The sequence below is a fragment of the Oceanihabitans sp. 2_MG-2023 genome, assembly GCF_030547245.1.
Classification (GTDB): Bacteria; Bacteroidota; Bacteroidia; order Flavobacteriales; family Flavobacteriaceae; genus Oceanihabitans.
The window spans coordinates 406,108-424,391 of the sequence record NZ_JAUOQT010000002.1; the positions used below are offsets into that span (position 1 = coordinate 406,108).

An 18,284-nucleotide genomic window follows, 5' to 3' on the forward strand; every position below is an offset into this window, starting at 1 on the left:
AACCATAAATCATGAAAAAAAAATACATCAAAAATTTAATTCTATTATTTACACTTTTTACAATCTGCTCTACCTATGCACAAGATATTAACTTCACGTTTGCTAATGCACAAAACACCAACGATGGAGTTGATGATTTTTACGAAGTAGATGTATTAATACAAACCATTAATGGCAGCGGGACATTTAAACTAGGTTCTGGACAATTATACTTTGTCTATAATACAGATGCTTTTGGAGAAAACGTGCAAGCTAATTCAAATATTGAAATCACACAACCAAATGCAGACGCATACATCTGTGGTCAATATGTAGATGCTGCAGCTGCAGATATTTATGGCGTTTTTACAATTAATGACAACACAACATCTAGAGTCTCTTGGGCATTTTCGCAAGTTTTTAGTGCTTCTACTTTTGCAAATGATAATATTACCGAAACACCTCAAAAACTAATACACTTAAAACTTAAATATGAAGATGTTTCACAAAGCCCAATGCTTACATTTGAAGATGGCGATGTCTATGACGACCAATTTTATACGGCTTGTGGACCAACAGGCGGACCTTTTGAAGCTGCAAATTGCGGAGATTCTCCAGGAATTCAAATAGTAAATGATTATTACAATAGTACAGATGCAACACTTTCTACTAATCCTAATTTAAACAAAGAAAACAGTATCTCTATTTACCCAAATCCAACCTCAGATGTTATTAATATTTCCACTTTAAATACAATTAAAAATATACAATTATTTGACTTTTTAGGGAAACGCATTTTAGAATCTAGTCAATCTCAAATAGATTTATCCTCATTTAACTCTGGATTATATATACTTAAAATACAAACAGATCAAGGAGAAATTACTAAAAAGGTAATAAAAAATTAATCCAAAATCCCTATTATATTCATTTTAAAAGAGGAACAGAAAAGCATCGCCTTATTTGTTCCTCTTTTTTTATAATCCCTTTTCATTGTTAACAAAATTTCAAGCAAACCTAATTTAAGTTTTGTAGTTTTGGTAATCTATAAAACAATAATTATGTCACAACAAAAACGCCTATTTCTTGTAGATGCTTACGCTTTAATCTTTAGAGGGTATTATGCCTTTATAAAAAACCCAAGAATCAATTCTAAAGGCGAAGACACTTCTGCTATTATGGGATTTATGAACTCGCTTTTAGACGTTATTAAACGAGAAAGACCAGACCATTTAGCCGTATGTTTTGATAAAGGCGGAAGTGCAGATCGTGTAGAAATGTTTGAAGCATACAAAGCCAATAGAGACGCTACTCCAGAAGGTATAAAAACGGCTGTTCCATATATTTATGAAATCTTAAAAGCCATGCATATTCCAATCATGGTAAAAGAAGGTTTTGAAGCAGATGATGTGATTGGAACTTTAGCAAAAAAAGCCGAAAAAGAAGGCTACCAAACCTTTATGGTTACTCCAGATAAGGATTTTGCGCAATTGGTTTCCGAAAATATATTTATGTATCGACCTGTTTTTGGTGGTGGTTATGAAACTTGGGGAATACCAGAAGTCCAAAAGAAATTTGAGGTTACAGATCCGTTACAAGTGATTGATTTTTTAGGAATGATGGGAGATGCCAGCGATAATATTCCAGGGCTTCCTGGAGTTGGAGAAAAAACAGCCAAGAAATTCCTAGCTGCTTATGGTAGTATGGAAAACCTTTTTGCAAATTCGCACGAGCTTAAAGGAAAAATGAAAGAAAAGGTAGAAGCCAATCAAGAACTTGGATTGCTTTCTAAAAAACTAGCGACCATCATGCTAGATGTTCCTGTGGAGTTTGATGCTAAGGATTTTGAAATGTCGGAACCAGATATTCCTAAAGTGACCGAAATTTTTCAGGAATTAGAATTTAGACGTTTAATCGATAATTTCTTAAAAACATTTTCAGCGGAAGCAATTGCTACGCCTACCGAAATAGTTTCCAAAAAAGAAGCACCAAAAGTAACACCAAAAGAAGCAGAAAATGCTGGAGCTGGGCAATTCTCTTTATTTGGAGGCGACCCAAATTCCGCGGAAGCGAAAACAGAAACCAATGCATTTGTACGTAAAACCGCAGAAACAGCCTCGCATTTTTACCAAAGTATAGCGCCAGGAATGGCTACAAAATTATTTATTAAAAACTTAATGAACCAAACTAGCGTGTGTTTTGATACCGAAACCACAGGCTTAAATCCCTTAACCGCCGAACTAGTAGGTATTTCATTTTCTTGGGAAACTGGTAAAGGGTTCTATATTCCATTTCCAGAAGAAAGAGAGGAAGCACAAGCTATCATCGAATTATTACGATGCTTTTTTGAAGCAGAAAACATTCAGAAAATTGGTCAGAATTTAAAATACGATATCAAAGTACTTGCAAAATATAACATACAAGTAAAAGGACAACTGTTTGACACCATGTTAGCGCATTATTTAATTAATCCAGACATGCGACATAATATGGATGTGCTGGCAGAAACCTACCTGAATTACACGCCAATTTCGATTACCGAATTGATTGGCAAAAAAGGCAAAAACCAATTGTCTATGCGTGAGGTTCCCTTAGACAAGCAAACCGAATATGCTGTAGAAGACGCAGATATTACGTTACAGTTAAAAGAGCATTTTGAAAAAGAATTAGGAGAAGCCAACACACAAAAATTATTTGATGACATAGAAGTGCCTTTATTACGCGTTTTGGCTGCTATGGAATTAGAAGGTATTAATCTAGATGTTCCTTTTTTAAATTCGCTTTCGGAAGACTTAAACAAAGACATTGAAACCTTAGTTTCTAAAATCTACGAAGTTGCCGGCGAAGAATTCAATATAGCCTCACCAAAGCAATTAGGAATCGTTTTATTTGAAAAACTAAAACTGGTAGATAAGCCTAAAAAAACAAAAACAGGACAGTATAAAACGGGAGAAGATATTTTATCTGCTTTAGCCAAAGACCACGAAATTATTAGAAATATATTAGAGTATCGCGGTTTAGCAAAACTAAAAAGCACCTATGTAGACGCTTTACCTTTACAGGTAGAAGAAGCTACAGGAAGAGTACATACCGATTATATGCAAACCGTTGCTGCAACAGGACGTTTAAGTAGCAACAACCCAAACTTACAGAATATTCCTATTCGTACCAAACGTGGTCGCCAAGTACGAAAAGCATTTATACCACGCAGTGAAGAATACACCTTATTAGCTGCCGATTATAGCCAGATAGAACTACGTATTATTGCTGCGCTTAGTAAAGAAGAAACCATGATTGAGGCCTTTAAAAACGGAGAGGATATTCATGCCTCTACAGCTTCTAGGGTTTTTGGTGTGCCTCTTGAAGAAGTTACCAGAGAGCAACGTAGCAATGCAAAAACAGTAAACTTCGGGATTATTTATGGCGTTTCTGCCTTTGGGTTGAGTAACCAAACCGATTTATCACGTGGGGAAGCCAAAGAACTTATTGATACTTATTATGAAACCTACCCGAAACTAAAAAAATACATGAGTGCTCAGGTAGATTTTGCTAGAGATCATGGGTATGTAAAAACGGTTTTAGACAGAAGACGTTATCTAAAAGATATTCATTCTAGAAACGCTATGGTTAGAAGTGCTGCAGAGCGTAATGCCGTGAATGCACCAATTCAAGGATCTGCTGCAGATATTATTAAAATTGCCATGATTAATATTTATAACAAATTAGAGGCTGGTAATTATAAAACTAAAATGCTATTACAAGTACATGATGAATTGGTTTTTGATGTCTATAAACCCGAACTGGAAGCAATGAAAACCCTAATTAAAACCGAAATGGAAAATGCATTTGTAATGGATGTTCCGTTGGATGTGGAGGTGGATACTGGGCTGAATTGGCTGGAGGCGCATTAAATACGACTCTTATTTAAGCAAAGTAATTTATTATAATTAATAAAAAAGAAGAATATGCTATTCGATGAAGTAAGCCTTGAACATATAGAAAAAGCAGTTAATCATTTCAGGAAAAATGGTATACCACATGGACTTAGTACTTCAAAGTTTTATGATGTAGAAATTGATGGAACTTTATTCCCTCCTAAACCAATAATGGCGATTGCAAATTATTTCGCTACAGGAAAATCTATTGACAATTACTTTTCTGGAGGCAAAGGTACTCCATGTTTTGCTGCATTTGAAAGATTAAAAATTAAAATACTACCTAAATCAAATAATACAGATATGCCTAAAGCATATGAAATCCTAAATGAATTTCTAAAACAGGCAAAAACAGATAATTTAAAAACGAAGCATTACTTAAAAGCATATCGAAACACAAAAGTAAAAGTGAGTTTCGGTCAAGGAAATACAGCTAAAATTCCATGGGTTTCTTTTCTTAAAGACCCCTTTACGACTAGTGATGGAATTTACCCTGTTTATTTATATTACAAAAATATAAACAAGCTAATACTTGCTTATGGTAGAAGTGAAACAAATAAACCAATTGTTGAATGGAACATTAATAATAGTCTAAGTATCTCAGATTTTTTTAAAGAAAATAATTTTGAAAAACCAGACAGATATGGAGACTCTCATGTTTTCAAGGTTTATGATGTAAATAACCTACCTGAAGAAAGAATATTAAATCAAGATTTAGACGTAATCATTGAAAAATATTCGAATTTAGGTGAGAAAAAAAACTTCCGAAACAATACATTTCTAACTAGGAATTTTGAAAAAGAAAAATTTGAAGAACATTGCAAAAACTCTGGTTTAAACTACAAACCAGACCTAATCACAAGATACATTGCATCCTTAGCAACAAAGCCTTTTGTTTTATTAAGTGGCTTATCAGGTTCAGGAAAAACAAAATTAGCACAAGCTTTTGCGCAATGGATTTGTGAAAGTGAAGAGCAATACACATTAATTCCAGTAGGAGCAGATTGGACGAATAGAGAACCTCTTTTAGGTTACCCAAATGCATTAAAAGACAATGAATATGTAAAGCCAGATAATGATGCTTTAGATTTATTATTGCGAGCTAAAGATGATGAAACTAAACCTTATTTTTTAATTTTAGATGAAATGAACTTAAGTCATGTAGAGCGTTATTTTGCAGACTTTTTAAGCACCATGGAATCTAAAAACTCCATTCCATTACACAAAATTGATAACGAGGTTAACAAGATACCAAAAACAATAAAATTACCTAAAAACTTATTTATTGTTGGTACGGTGAACATAGATGAAACTACCTACATGTTTAGTCCAAAAGTATTGGATAGAGCAAATACTATTGAGTTTAGAGTTAGTGATACAGACATTTCAGGTTTTCTTAAAAATCCAAATGACATAGATTTAGACAAGCTAAACGGTAAAGGTGCTAATATGGCTATAAACTTTGTAGATATTGCAAAGAGCAAAAAAGAAAAAGATGATAATACAACATACCAACTTAAGGATTCGCAACAAGGAATCATAAATGACCTTTTTAAAGAGTTGCAAAAATCTGGTGCAGAGTTTGGTTATAGAACAGCTTTTGAAATTTCTAAATTGATTTACAAACTAGAAGAGTTTGGGTTATCTAATGAGAATGACAAATTAGATATAGCCATTATGCAAAAAATGCTACCAAAGCTTCATGGTTCGAGAACAAAACTTACTAGAACTCTTAAACCATTAGCAAAGCTATGTTTAGTAGATGTAAATGATAAATTTGATAAAGAATATTTTGAAAACTTTGGAAATATTGAATTTAAAAAAGATGTAAACATTAAGTACAAATTATCCTTTGAGAAGATTATGCGTATGTATAAAAATGCCGTTGAAAATGGATTTGCAAGTTATGCTGAAGCTTAAAATAAATGGCCAAAGAAAAACACATATCTATCCCATTATCTAACATAGCAGAAGATTTAGAACTACATATTTTTCCTGAAGGAAAAAGTAAAGTTTTTAAAATTGAAGAAGCAGAGGCAATTGAATTTGGTGAATTTCCATATCAAATATTGGAAAGCCAAAGCTATGAATATGCGTTTAATAAAAAAGGTTATCGATTAAGTTGTGACAATAAAAGCATTGTAAAACAATCGCATAGAGAAAAATTCTCTGGCAAAATTAATCCAAGTTTTTATGTGGGAACATTAAAACTCAACATTACACACAAAGAGAAAGAATTAAAAAAGAAACACACTTTTTTGGAAGTGAAAGCCACCAAATTTAATTCTGATAATATAGATAAAAGTTATAGGGAGAATTATAGGTATATGCTTGAGGATATTACCGAAAAATGCACAGAACTTCTTCTACAAGTTAACTCCCCTATTCAACAACATTTTGAAACTGATTTTAACAAAAAAAGCGAAAGTCTATATCAACAATTTAGTTTTGTTAATTCTATAATTGGAAGCATAGAGTTTGAAGAAGCCATACAGAAAATAATAAGCTCACCAAAAACGGATTGGGCTGACAATGAGGAGCTAGCAGATATTAGAAGTGTAAAGAAATTTACAAGAACTACGATCAAACAATTAGTAAGTAGAGGAAATAGAATATCATTACCTAATTCTCATCCCTTATTTGATAAACCACTGAAAAACTTACCATCACATATTATCAATAACAGAAAAGTAGAAATTATTGATAATGCAGAAAACAGATTTATTAAACATGCACTACAGACTTATCTTCACTTTAGTGAAAAATGTTTAAATAAATTTAAAAACGAAACTCGCGCACACAAAGAAGCTAAATATTTAACGACTAAATTAGAATTGCACTTAAATAACTCGTTTTTCAAACAAGTTTCAAGACCAACAAGTTTAAATTTTAACAGTCCTGTTTTACAAAGAAAAAGTGGTTACAGAGAAATTCTAAAATCTTGGCTGAAGTTTGATTTAGCAGCAAAACTGACTTGGACTGGTGGTGAAGATGTTTACAATGCTGGCAAAAGAGATATTTCTAAACTATATGAATATTGGTTGTTTTTTATGTTGTATGATTTATTTAAAAGTAAATTTCCAATAGAAAACATTGAACATGATGGTAATCCTTACCATAGTTTAATAAGGAAGACAGACAAGAGTTTAAATTTCATTATAAAATCTGGTACTCATACTGCTTTTAGTGGCATTAGTGAATTTGAAAACAGAAAGCTAAATGTTCGTTTTTCGTATAATCAAACTTTCAAAGGCGATACAAAACTATCTGAGAAGATAGAAGGAAGTTACACTAAAAACATGTATCCTGATTACACTTTGTCTTTTTGGCCTGCAGATACAACAGATGAAGAAGCAGAAGAAAAAGAGTTAATAGTTCATATTCACTTTGATGCAAAATACAAAGTAAATTATTCTGGAGCTATTGATGATACCAGAGAAACAGAAGAAGAATCAGAAAGAAAAGGAGACTATAAGAATGTAGATTTATTTAAAATGCATGCTTATAAAGATGCCATAAGAAGAACAGGAGGCGCATACATTCTCTATCCTGGAAATAGTAAAGGAGATATGAAACGAGGGTTTCATGAAATAATACCAGGTTTAGGCGCATTTGCTCTAAGACCTAGTCTAAATAATAATGGAATAGCAGAGCTAAGCGATTTTATTGATAAAATAATTAGTCATCTTTTAAATAGAACATCTCAAAGAGAAAACATTGCTTCAAAAACTTACGACATTATTAAAGGCGGAAAACCAAAGCCCTTAAACGAACCACTTCCGGAATATATACATGGCAAAAAACTAATTCCTGATGATACTTATGTTCTAGTTGGTTATTGTAAATCAGAGGAACACCTAAAATGGATTGAAGATAAATCTCTATATAATTTTAGAATGTATTCCAATAGAGGTGCATTAAAATTGAATAAGGAAACTTTAAACGCAAAATATTTATTACTTCACATGAAAGGGGATACGTTTTCCTCAAGGCTATATACAATAAAGAAAACGGAATTTAGAGTAACGAATAAAGCTACATTAAATAGATTAAATTACCCAGGCCCTAAACAGAATAGCTATTTAGTTATTGGTATAGAAAAATGTATTGATAAAGAATTTACTAATATTTCATGGAATTTTAAAAAATTAAAAAACTATAAATCAGGAAGAGCTTCTGCAATACCTTTTACTGCTAACCTAACTGATTTTATTCAACAAAAAATAGTTGATTAAATACTTATAACTAAACACCAATCAACTCCCAAAGCACCACCATTTCTTCCTCAATCCCAATTTAGATCGTATTTTTATCCAATACAGTTATCACGTTTATAAAAACTACTTCAGTTAGTTGTTCTTCTATTCTTAAATTAATTCTCACCAAAAACTTTCTTTACCCTCTCAATTAAAAACCATAACTTAGCATTTCATAAAACCTACTACGTTTAAACACGTATAAAAATGCATTTTTGGAAAGTTTAAAAGCCATATTATATTTTTCTATTTTTAATTATCCGTTGACTAAAGACGAGATTTTTAAATTTTCAAAAACGGAAAAAAAGGAAAATTTAGAAACAGATTTACAAGCCTTAGAAATAAAAAAAGTAATCAAAAATGTAGATGGTTATTATATATACAAAGATCCAAATAGTATTGTAAACCGAAGACTAAAAGGAAACCAACACGCGAAACAGGTACTACCAAAAGCTTTTAAAAGAGGGCAATTTATTGCTAAGTTCCCCTATGTAGAAAGCGTGAGTTTATCTGGTGGACTTTCTAAAGGGTATTATGATGATGATGGTGATTTTGACTTTTTTATTATCACAAAAGATAAACGGTTATGGATAGCTAGAACATTACTAATAATCTATAAAAAAGTATTTCTACGTAATAATAAAAAACACTTTTGTGTAAACTATTTTATAAGTAATACACATTTAGAAATTCATGAAAAAAACCTTTTTACAGCAACAGAATTAATGACTTTAATTCCTGTAACTGGTAAAACAATTTTTAAAAAATTTATAGCTAATAATACTTGGCCAAAAACCTATTTACCTAATATTACCATTACTAATTTAGAGACTATAAAAGAGGTGAAAAAACCTATATTAACGAAGAGTATAGAGGCTTTATTTAACACAAAATTAGGTAATACACTTGAAGCTTTTTTTAGAAAATTAACTTTAAATAAATGGAAAAAGAAATTTACTTCTCTAAGTAAAAAAGAACTTGAAATTGCTATGAAATCTACAACTGATGTATCGAAACATCATCCGCAGAACTTTCAGAAAAAAGTAATTCATGCTTTAAATAAAAAATATTTAGAAGTACAAGAGCAACACGATATAATACTAGAACCAGAACATGACTGATATTGTATTTTCACATTCGTATTATTATAAATTTGATGCCAAACAATGGAAAAACAAAACCCCTTTTCCGCCTTTAGGTACTATTTATGCAGCTTCCTATTTAAGAGAAAATGGGTACTCGGTTAGTCTTTTTGATGCAAACCTTTTAGAAGACCCAAAAACAATAAAACCATTTTTAGAAAAACAACAAGCTAAAACATTTGTACTTTACGATGATGGCTTTAATTATTTAACAAAAATGTGCTTAACCAAAATGCGTGAAGCAGCTTTTGAAATGATTAAAATTGCCAAAAATCAAGATTGTAAAGTGATTGTTTGTAGTTCAGATGCTACAGATCACTATGAAAAATACTTAGCTGCTGGAGCCAATTTTATAATTCAAGGAGAAGGTGAAGTCAGTTTAAAAGAATTAGTAGATGCCTTATCTAAAAACGATGATACAACTACAATTCAAGGTCTAGTTTACAAACAAAACAATGAAATTGTAAAAACGCCAAAACGCATAGTTACTAAAAACCTAGACGAATTCCCACTTCCTGCATGGGACTTGGTAGATATAGATGCGTATAAAAATGTATGGAAACAAAGTGGTAGCAAATTCACATTAAACATTGCAACTACAAGAGGCTGCCCTTACAAATGTAATTGGTGTGCAAAACCTATTTATGGTAATCGCTATAATTCACATTCGCCAGAATACATCACTAAACACATTAAATACCTTAGCGAAACTTATGATGTGCAGCGCTTTTGGATGTGTGATGACATTTTTGGATTGAAACCAAATTGGGTTCAAAAATTTAATATCGCACTAAAAAAAGAAAAGCTTTCTATTTCCTATTACATACAAAGTCGTGTCGATTTATTATTAAAGGAAGATACTATTGATGCTTTGGCAGAAAGTGGCCTAGAAGAAGTTTGGGTTGGCGCAGAAAGTGGCTCACAAGCGATTTTAGACGCCATGGATAAAGACACCAAAGTCGAACAAATTTACGAAGCAACTAGATTATTAAAAGAAAAAAACATTCGTGTTGCATTCTTTATTCAGTTTGGCTATTTAAACGAAACGAGAGAAGATATTGCTAAAACTATTAGCATGATTAAAGATTTGATTCCAGATAATATTGGCGTTTCGGTTTCGTATCCTTTACCTGGAACCAAATTTTACGACATGGTAAAAGAAGATCTAAAACTAAAAGCAAATTGGACAGATTCGGATGATCTTGCCATGCTTTTTAAAGGTACTTATAGTTCTGCATTTTACAAAAAACTACAACGTTATGTGCATAAAGAATATCGCATAAGCCAAGGTTTACATCACTTAAAACACTTCCACTTAAAAAAATACAAATCCATATTTAAGTTAGGTTTTTATGTACCAAGCGCCTTCATAGATAAGCTAATTTTAAAAAAGCTAGCAAAATAAAGGTTTATGAACTGGAAAGTAAAAGCGCTACTCCAAAAAACATTATCGTTTACAAAACTTGGTGATGCACTAAATCATATTCCAGCAACTTTAAATAAAAACTATCACTACAATGTTGCTATATACCAAACCTATGAGTGTATACGAAAATTTAGTTACTGCTCCATAGACCTTAGTAAAAACAAAACCGCTTTAGATTTTGGTACTGGATATTCTTTAATTTCATCCATTGTATTGTCCTTATTAGGTTTTCAAAAAATTATTACTGTAGACATTACAAAAGACATTTCATTTTCTACTTTAAAAAAACAAGTCCATTATTTAGACCATCCAGAAGCTTTAAAATTAATTGTGTCTAAAAGTATTTACACAAAAAAAGAAATTCTAGAAAAAATAAACACGATTAAAAAAGCCACTCGATTAGAAGCTGTTTTCAACCTAGGAAATATTGAATATATCGCTCCATACACTTTTAAAACGCTGTATAAATATTCTAAAAAAATCGATTATATTGCATCACAAGTTGTTTTAGAACATGTTCCTCGAGAGATTTTAGAGCAACTATTTAAATTCAAAAAAGAAGTTTTACAGAAAGATCAATTTTGTGTGCATACTATTAACTTTATAGATCACTTTACAAATCCTGGCTTTTTTCAAGATTCTTCTATTTCTGAGTTTAACTTTTTAAAATACTCCAATAAATATTGGAAGTTTTGGGCAGGAAACTCGATAGCATATACCAATAGGCTATCCTATTTATATTACCTTGAGCTTTGTAAAAAAGAGAATTTAAAGGTATTGGATTTTATTGGCGAAAATTATAAAGAGAAAATAAAATTAGAGGTAACACAAATACATTCCGATATTTTAAGAAACTACAATCCTAAAATAAACATCGAAGATATAATGAAATACCAAAGAGGAACTTTAATAATTTCAAAGTAAGAAATGAAAGCAGATTTTGACATAGCAGCAAATAAATACGATGATATTTTTACATTTTCCAATATTGGTAAAGCACAACGTAATCTAGTATTTAAAAATGTAGATCCATATCTTCATTCCGAAAAAAACCTTTCAATTCTAGAAATTAATTGTGGCACTGGAGAAGATGCTATTCAATTTGCTAAACTTGACCACGAAGTACATGCTACAGATATTTCTGAAGGGATGATTAATGTAGCAAAAGCCAAAACGAAACTTAAAAACATAACATTTACTGTTCAAGATATTAATACCATAACCGAACAAACCTTTACTAAAAAGTTTGATATTATTTTTTCTAATTTCGGTGGCTTAAACTGTTTATCTAAAATACAATTGGAAGATTTTTTCAATACCGCTAATACATTATTAAATCCTAACGGAAAATTAATACTAGTATTAATGCCAAAACAATGCATTTGGGAACAAATCTATTTTTCATTAAAAGGAGATTTTAAAAAAGCAAAAAGAAGAAATACAGATAAAAGCGTAGATGCGAATGTGGATGGTATATTTGTAAAAACATGGTACTACAATCCAAAAGACATTTTATCTTTAACAAGCACTTTATTTAAAAAAGAAAAAATAAAACCCATTGGAATTACGATTCCTCCTTCTTATCTTGAAAATTCAATTTTGGCAAAAAATCCTTTATTATCTATTTTTAAAAGTATTGATAGTGTAATTACAGGAGAATTCTGGGCAAAATATGCAGATCATTTTTATATAGAACTATCAACAAAAGCGAAACACAACCAAGCATAATGAGCATTATATTAACACATGCCTATTATTTATTCGAAGACCCAAAAGAGCAACTAATCATGAGGCCTTATGCACCGTTAGGCCTATTATATATTTCTGCTTATTTAAATGAAAATCATATAGAAAACCACTTGTATGACACTACCTTTTACTCCAAAGAAGAACAATTAAATTTTATTGAAAAAAAACAGCCGAAAGCCATTGCAATTTACACCAATTTGATGACTAAAATTAATGTTATCAAACTAGTAAATATCTTAAAAAAGGATGCCAAATACGGTTTCCCAAAAATTATTTTAGGCGGACCAGATATTACCTATAATTGCGAAAACTACCTCAACACAGGAGTCGACTTTTTAATTATTGGGGAAGGTGAACAAACAACATTAGAGCTATATCAAGCTATTGCTAATAATAAAAATTATAGCGACATACCAGGAATTGCTTATTTAGAAAATGGAAGTGTTAAAAAAACAGCACCAAGAGTAAAAATGAAAAGTCTCGAGCTTTTACCGTTACCAAATAGAGCGGCAATTCCAGTAGAAAAATACTTAGACACCTGGAAAACACATCATGGAAAAAGCTCCATGACTATTAGCACACAACGCGGTTGCCCTTATACTTGTAAATGGTGTAGCACTGCGGTATACGGACAAAGTTACCGAAGAAGACCTGCAAACATGGTTGCTCAAGAGTTAAAAATGCTGAAAGAAACCTATAGCCCAGATAGTATTTGGTTTGTAGACGATGTATTTACCGTTAGCCATAAATGGATTAAAAGTTTTCACGAAGAAGTATTAAAACAAGATGCAATTATTCCTTTTGAATGTATCACAAGAGCAGAAAGATTAGACGATGAAATATTGCAATTACTAAAAGAAGCTGGTTGTTTTAGAATTTGGATTGGTGCCGAATCTGGTTCTCAAAAAATTATCGATGCCATGGATCGTCGTGTAGACGTTAATGTGGTAAAAGAAGCCATTCAAAAAACCAATGCTTTAGGCATAGAAACTGGTACTTTTATTATGGTTGGATATCCTGGAGAAGACGAAGAAGACATTAGAGAAACCATCTCCTATTTAAAAGCAGCAAACCCAACACATTTTACAATTACTATTGCATATCCTATAAAAGGAACTTCATTATACAATGAAATTGAAAACAAAATAACCGTACAACCAAACTGGGAAACAACAACAGATCGAGAAATAGATTTTAAAAGAACCTACTCTCGAAAATATTATGATTTTGCCGTAAGACGAATTGTTAATGAAGTAAACTACAATAAAGAATTACTAAAAGGAAAAGAAAAAAACAGACTCTCTTCTTTGAAGCTGAAAACAAAATCTATTATAGCAAAAACAGGAATGAAACTATATAAATAATCATGAATTTCACTCCTTTAAAAACAAAAAACAATGTACTATATTTAACAGAAGAACTTTCTAGTTTTTCTAATATTTACATCGCAGTAAGAGAAAAAGAAAACCGCATTCTTACCGACAATGAAGTGGCGATTCTACCCTATTTAAATCGTTACGAATGGCCATTACGAGAAAAATCTACCGAGCGCTTTATCCAATATATTTCACTTAAAAAAAAGCCTTTAAACATACTAGACCTTGGTTGTGGTAACGGATGGTTTTCTCATAAAATAGCATGTATAAATGCAAGCAACAATATTCTAGGTTTAGATGTAAACAAAGAAGAGCTTGAGCAAGCATCTCGTATTTTTAAAAAAGATAATTTACAATTTGCTTATGGCGATATTTTTACGATTTCCAAAAACTATAAAACAAGCTTTGATGTTATAACGCTTAATGGATGCATACAATATTTTCAAGATTTTAATTTATTATTGCAAGCATTAGTACAACTATTAAAACCGAACGGGGAAATTCATATAATAGATAGTCCCTTTTACAAGAAAGAAGAACTCGTCGTTGCAAAAAAACGAACAATACAATATTATACACAATTAGGCTTTCCAGAAATGGCATCGCACTATTTTCATCATGAAATAGATAAATTAGATCGGTTTACTATCTTATATCAAAAAAAAACGAACATTCTAAACAAGATACTCGGTAAAAAAGACTCGCCTTTTTCTTGGTATCGATATTCTAAATCAAAGCATGAACAGTAATAACTAAAATGAAATATTTAAAAATAACATTCTTAAAAAAATTAGCCTTTTCAGGACTTGTTTTTATCATTTTATTAGTAATTGCTGAAGTTGTACTTTCTTGGTTTAAAATACTACCTAATGATTATTATACCAACACACCAAATACGAGCCAAAAATATAATGAAAACCCAAGTAAAATTGATGGGATTTCAGGATTTTACGAGATAGGATACGATGCTCTAGGTTCGCGATCTGTTTCAGATTATGCAAAGGCAAAACATAAGATTGTTGCTATTGGCGGAAGCACAACAATATGCTCTGTATTAACTCAAGAAAAAACATGGACTGCTTTATTGGATAAAAAACTAGGAGACTCTTATTGGGTTGGCAACTTTGCTAGAAGCGGAAATAGTAGTAACCACCATATACTTCAATTACAACACCTTCTGGATAAACCCGAATTAAAAGACACAAAAACAATATTGATGCTAGTTGGAGTAAATGATTGTCGAGGATACTTAATCGCTCCAGATAAGTATATGCACATGCCAGATTTAGAAGTTAAAAAAAGTGCTTTTATGCATATTCCAAATTCTGAATTACCTTTTTTAAGAAAACTAACCTTATTTAAATTGGCTAAAAAAGCAAGACAGAGAATTCTCTTTTTAAGTAAACCTCAAAGGCCTCTTGATTATTTAGAAACGTTTGAAAACCAAACCAAACCCATTACTAAACTTCCAGAATTAACTGATGGTTTAAATCATTATGAACATAATTTAATAAAAATTATTAAAGAAACTAGAAAACGAAATATTTCAATAATTTTCATGACCCAACCTACAATTTGGAAAAAAAACTTATCCGACAAATATAAAACCTTACTTGCAGCAAGAGCTCATTACAATAAAACGCCCTTATATACAGGCAAAGCTTTAAATAAAATCATGACAATTTTTAATAAGCGTTTAATGACAGTGTGTGACACCTATAATGTACCAGTACTTGATTTACAATTACCAAAAAATCAAACTATCTTTTATGATGACATGCATTTTAATGAATCTGGAGCAGAAATTGTTGCAGAAAAAGTATACCAATTTTTAAAAAACTAACACATGAAATACATCACCATTCCTTCCTTTAAAAAACTAGCATTTATGGGACTTGTTTTTATCATTTTATTAATAATAGCCGAAATAGTACTCTCTTGGCTTAAAATATTTCCTGATGACTATTACACCATGACTCCAAATTCTGGTTTTACATGGACTATAACCCCAAATGAAATTATTGGTATTCAAGGGGATTCTGAAATTGCTTTCGATGCAATAGGAGCTCGATCAATTTCTAACCTAGAAGATAAAAAAAATAAAATAGTCGTTTTTGGAGGAAGTACTACTGCATGTTTTGCTTTAACACAACAATTAACATGGCCAGCATTACTTGAAAAAAAATTAGGTGACACGTACTGGGTTGGTAATTTTGGTAGACCAGGAAACAGTAGCAACCATCATACATTACAATTTAAACACATCTTAGAAAAACCAGAATTAAAAGAAGTTAAAACCGTTTTAATAATGCAAGGGGTTAATGACTTTGTAGGCTCACTAGTTTCTAAAGAAAGGTATATAAACTCAGACACCAAAACGCTTACTAAGTTCGCTTTTCAACACACACCTGAAGATCATCTTCCTTTTCATAAAAAATTAACGCTATACAAACTAGCTGTAAGTGCTAAAAATAAAATAAAATTTCAGCTTAAACATAAAGAACACTTAACCAAAGCGGTAGCTTCTATAACAAACTTAAGACATAATGCGGAACTAACTAATGAACTACCAGATGTAACAGAAAGTTTAAATCATTATGAAAAAAACACGTTGGAATTAATTCGTCTAGCGAAAGCAAAAGGAATACATTTAATTTTTATCCAACAAGCTACTATGTGGAAACCAGATTTAGAAGAAGAGTACGAAAAACTACTACTAACAAGTGGTTTTGAAAACAATAATGGTTTTTATAGCACTACAGCATTGTATCATGGCATGGAGATTTTTAACGAAAAATTAAAAAACATATGTAAGCAAAACAACGTAGAATTTATAGATTTAGACTTACCAAAAACAACGGAATCTTTTTATGACGATTTCCATTTTAATGAATCTGGTGCAAGACTTGTTTCCGATCGAGTTTTTACAGCATTAACAACAAAAGGGCTTTTAAAATAATATAAAATCAATTATCGAGATTATGCTAATTGTTGCTTCTTAAAAAAGGTGTCTACCAACTTCTTCTCGACTGGGAAATTGAAGAATTTGTATTTACATCGCAACCTTGCCAATAGTTGTAAAGGCAAATAAATTACTTTTTGTTTAGAATAGGCAAATTTTAAGTAGAATTTAAATTTTTCAAAAAAATCATACTTCTCTTTACTAACCCATGGGCCAGTAGAACCTACAAAATCAAAATCGGACCATTCATGCACTGTCTCTGGTAATTTATAACCTTGTTTCACTACATTATCTGTAATGGTTGTGCCTGGATATGGTTTAAAGTAAAAAATTGGAGTTCTAAAATTAGGATGCATACTATTTAACTCTAAAGCAACTTTAACCGTTTCTGTAATACTCTCGTCTGATTCTTCTGGAAACCCAACAATAAAAGGAAATTGAACAGCAATACCAATATCTCTGCAACGTTCGGCACACATATAAACTTGCTCTAATTTGATATCTTTTTTTAGCCAATCCATCATCACCTGCGAACCAGATTCAACACCAATTAACAATCTTCGTAATCCAGATTTTGCACAAATTTTAAAATCTTCAATCGTCATTCTCGAGCCTTGATCTGCTCGCATAGTAGCTGCCCAAGTAAAATTTAAGCCTTTTTCTATAATACGTTCCGATATTTCAATAACGCGATCTCGATAGGTAAAATAAGTCTCATCTTGTAAGTTAACATCGGTAAACTTATATTTTTTGTGCAATTCTTCTAACTTATCCACCATAATTTCTGGCGAAACAGCAGTCCATTTTCTATTATACACAAATGGATCAGCACAAAAAGAGCATCTAAAAAAACATCCCGTAGAAGAAATATAATCTAGTTGCCTTCTTCCTTTCTTCTCAAAATATTTCTCAACATCAATCAGTTCATAATTAACATTCGCAAAGGCATCCATTTTCACAATAGTTCTTGGAGGGTTTTTAATAATTTCACCTTCCGCATTACGATAGCATATTCCTTTTACAGCAGCTAAATCTGTATTATTATCGAAGGCATCCACCAATTCTTTAAATGCATCTTCTCCTTGCCCTTGTACGGTTACATCTATACTTATCTCATCTATTAACGTTTGCTTTGGAAATAGTGAAGTATGCCAACCTCCCCAAACAATAGGTAAATCTTTTTTAAGTTTTTTTACAGCTTGTGTTACCGTTACCGCATCTTTTATAGGCTTTCCAGTAAGTACTGTTAAACCAAAACATATCGCATCATCCAAATGACTTTTAATCGTTTCCATTGGGTTTTCATCAATTCTCCCATCAATAATTATCACCTCATATTTTTCTGGGTCTAATACAGATCCTACTGCTATTAACGCCAGTGGCATATCAAAAAAAACGGCTATTGGATTGTATAAAAGAATTTTTTTTCGCTTCAAAATGATCGTGTTTATTTGTTTTT

At 31.4% G+C, this 18,284-nt stretch carries 13 protein-coding genes; 12 read left to right on the forward strand and 1 reads right to left on the reverse strand.

Annotation, left to right across the window (positions count from 1 at the left end; all coding sequences use genetic code 11):
- Window positions 1-11 precede the first annotated feature (11 nt).
- From Q4512_RS05695 to Q4512_RS05750, 12 genes are all read left to right on the forward strand, one after another.
- Window positions 12-887: a T9SS type A sorting domain-containing protein gene (locus Q4512_RS05695; protein ID WP_303422695.1), complete on the forward strand. Its 876-nt coding sequence runs from the start codon at window positions 12-14 to the stop codon at window positions 885-887.
- Between the two features lie 153 nt (window positions 888-1,040).
- Window positions 1,041-3,890 (forward strand): DNA polymerase I, encoded by a 2,850-nt coding sequence (gene polA, locus Q4512_RS05700; RefSeq protein ID WP_303422698.1) that lies wholly within the window; start codon window positions 1,041-1,043, stop codon window positions 3,888-3,890.
- A 54-nt stretch (window positions 3,891-3,944) separates the two neighbouring features.
- Window positions 3,945-5,834: an MrcB family domain-containing protein gene (locus Q4512_RS05705; RefSeq protein ID WP_303422701.1), complete on the forward strand. Its 1,890-nt coding sequence runs from the start codon at window positions 3,945-3,947 to the stop codon at window positions 5,832-5,834.
- A 5-nt stretch (window positions 5,835-5,839) separates the two neighbouring features.
- Complete coding sequence (locus Q4512_RS05710; protein WP_303422704.1) at window positions 5,840-8,149, forward strand: DUF2357 domain-containing protein; 2,310 nt, start codon at window positions 5,840-5,842, stop codon at window positions 8,147-8,149.
- A gap of 236 nt (window positions 8,150-8,385) precedes the next feature.
- Window positions 8,386-9,291 carry a nucleotidyltransferase domain-containing protein gene (locus tag Q4512_RS05715; RefSeq protein WP_303422707.1) on the forward strand — a complete coding sequence of 302 codons (906 nt, stop codon included), beginning with the start codon at window positions 8,386-8,388 and terminating at the stop codon, window positions 9,289-9,291.
- A complete protein-coding gene (locus tag Q4512_RS05720; RefSeq protein ID WP_303422710.1) occupies window positions 9,284-10,717 on the forward strand; it encodes a radical SAM protein in 1,434 nt (477 codons plus the stop codon). Before Q4512_RS05715 ends, Q4512_RS05720 begins: the two co-directional genes overlap by 8 nt.
- A 6-nt stretch (window positions 10,718-10,723) precedes the next feature.
- The gene (locus Q4512_RS05725; RefSeq protein WP_303422713.1) at window positions 10,724-11,662 is read left to right on the forward strand and encodes a hypothetical protein; all 939 of its coding nucleotides are present in this window, start codon (window positions 10,724-10,726) and stop codon (window positions 11,660-11,662) included.
- A gap of 3 nt (window positions 11,663-11,665) precedes the next feature.
- Window positions 11,666-12,466 carry a bifunctional 2-polyprenyl-6-hydroxyphenol methylase/3-demethylubiquinol 3-O-methyltransferase UbiG gene (locus Q4512_RS05730; RefSeq protein WP_303422716.1) on the forward strand — a complete coding sequence of 267 codons (801 nt, stop codon included), beginning with the start codon at window positions 11,666-11,668 and terminating at the stop codon, window positions 12,464-12,466.
- Window positions 12,466-13,851, forward strand: coding sequence for a B12-binding domain-containing radical SAM protein (locus tag Q4512_RS05735; protein WP_303422718.1), 1,386 nt, complete (start codon window positions 12,466-12,468; stop codon window positions 13,849-13,851). The genes Q4512_RS05730 and Q4512_RS05735 overlap by 1 nt, the downstream gene beginning before the upstream one ends.
- 2 nt (window positions 13,852-13,853) lie before the next feature.
- The gene (locus Q4512_RS05740; RefSeq protein WP_303422721.1) at window positions 13,854-14,612 is read left to right on the forward strand and encodes a methyltransferase domain-containing protein; all 759 of its coding nucleotides are present in this window, start codon (window positions 13,854-13,856) and stop codon (window positions 14,610-14,612) included.
- 8 nt (window positions 14,613-14,620) lie between these two features.
- The gene (locus Q4512_RS05745; RefSeq protein ID WP_303422724.1) at window positions 14,621-15,706 is read left to right on the forward strand and encodes a GDSL-type esterase/lipase family protein; all 1,086 of its coding nucleotides are present in this window, start codon (window positions 14,621-14,623) and stop codon (window positions 15,704-15,706) included.
- A 3-nt stretch (window positions 15,707-15,709) separates the two neighbouring features.
- Complete coding sequence (locus Q4512_RS05750) at window positions 15,710-16,822, forward strand: SGNH/GDSL hydrolase family protein (RefSeq protein WP_303422727.1); 1,113 nt, start codon at window positions 15,710-15,712, stop codon at window positions 16,820-16,822.
- Between the two features lie 20 nt (window positions 16,823-16,842).
- On the opposite strand, the gene Q4512_RS05755 is transcribed toward Q4512_RS05750, so the two are convergent.
- The gene (locus Q4512_RS05755) at window positions 16,843-18,261 is read right to left on the reverse strand and encodes a B12-binding domain-containing radical SAM protein (protein ID WP_303422730.1); all 1,419 of its coding nucleotides are present in this window, start codon (window positions 18,259-18,261) and stop codon (window positions 16,843-16,845) included.
- Window positions 18,262-18,284: the final 23 nt, after the last annotated feature.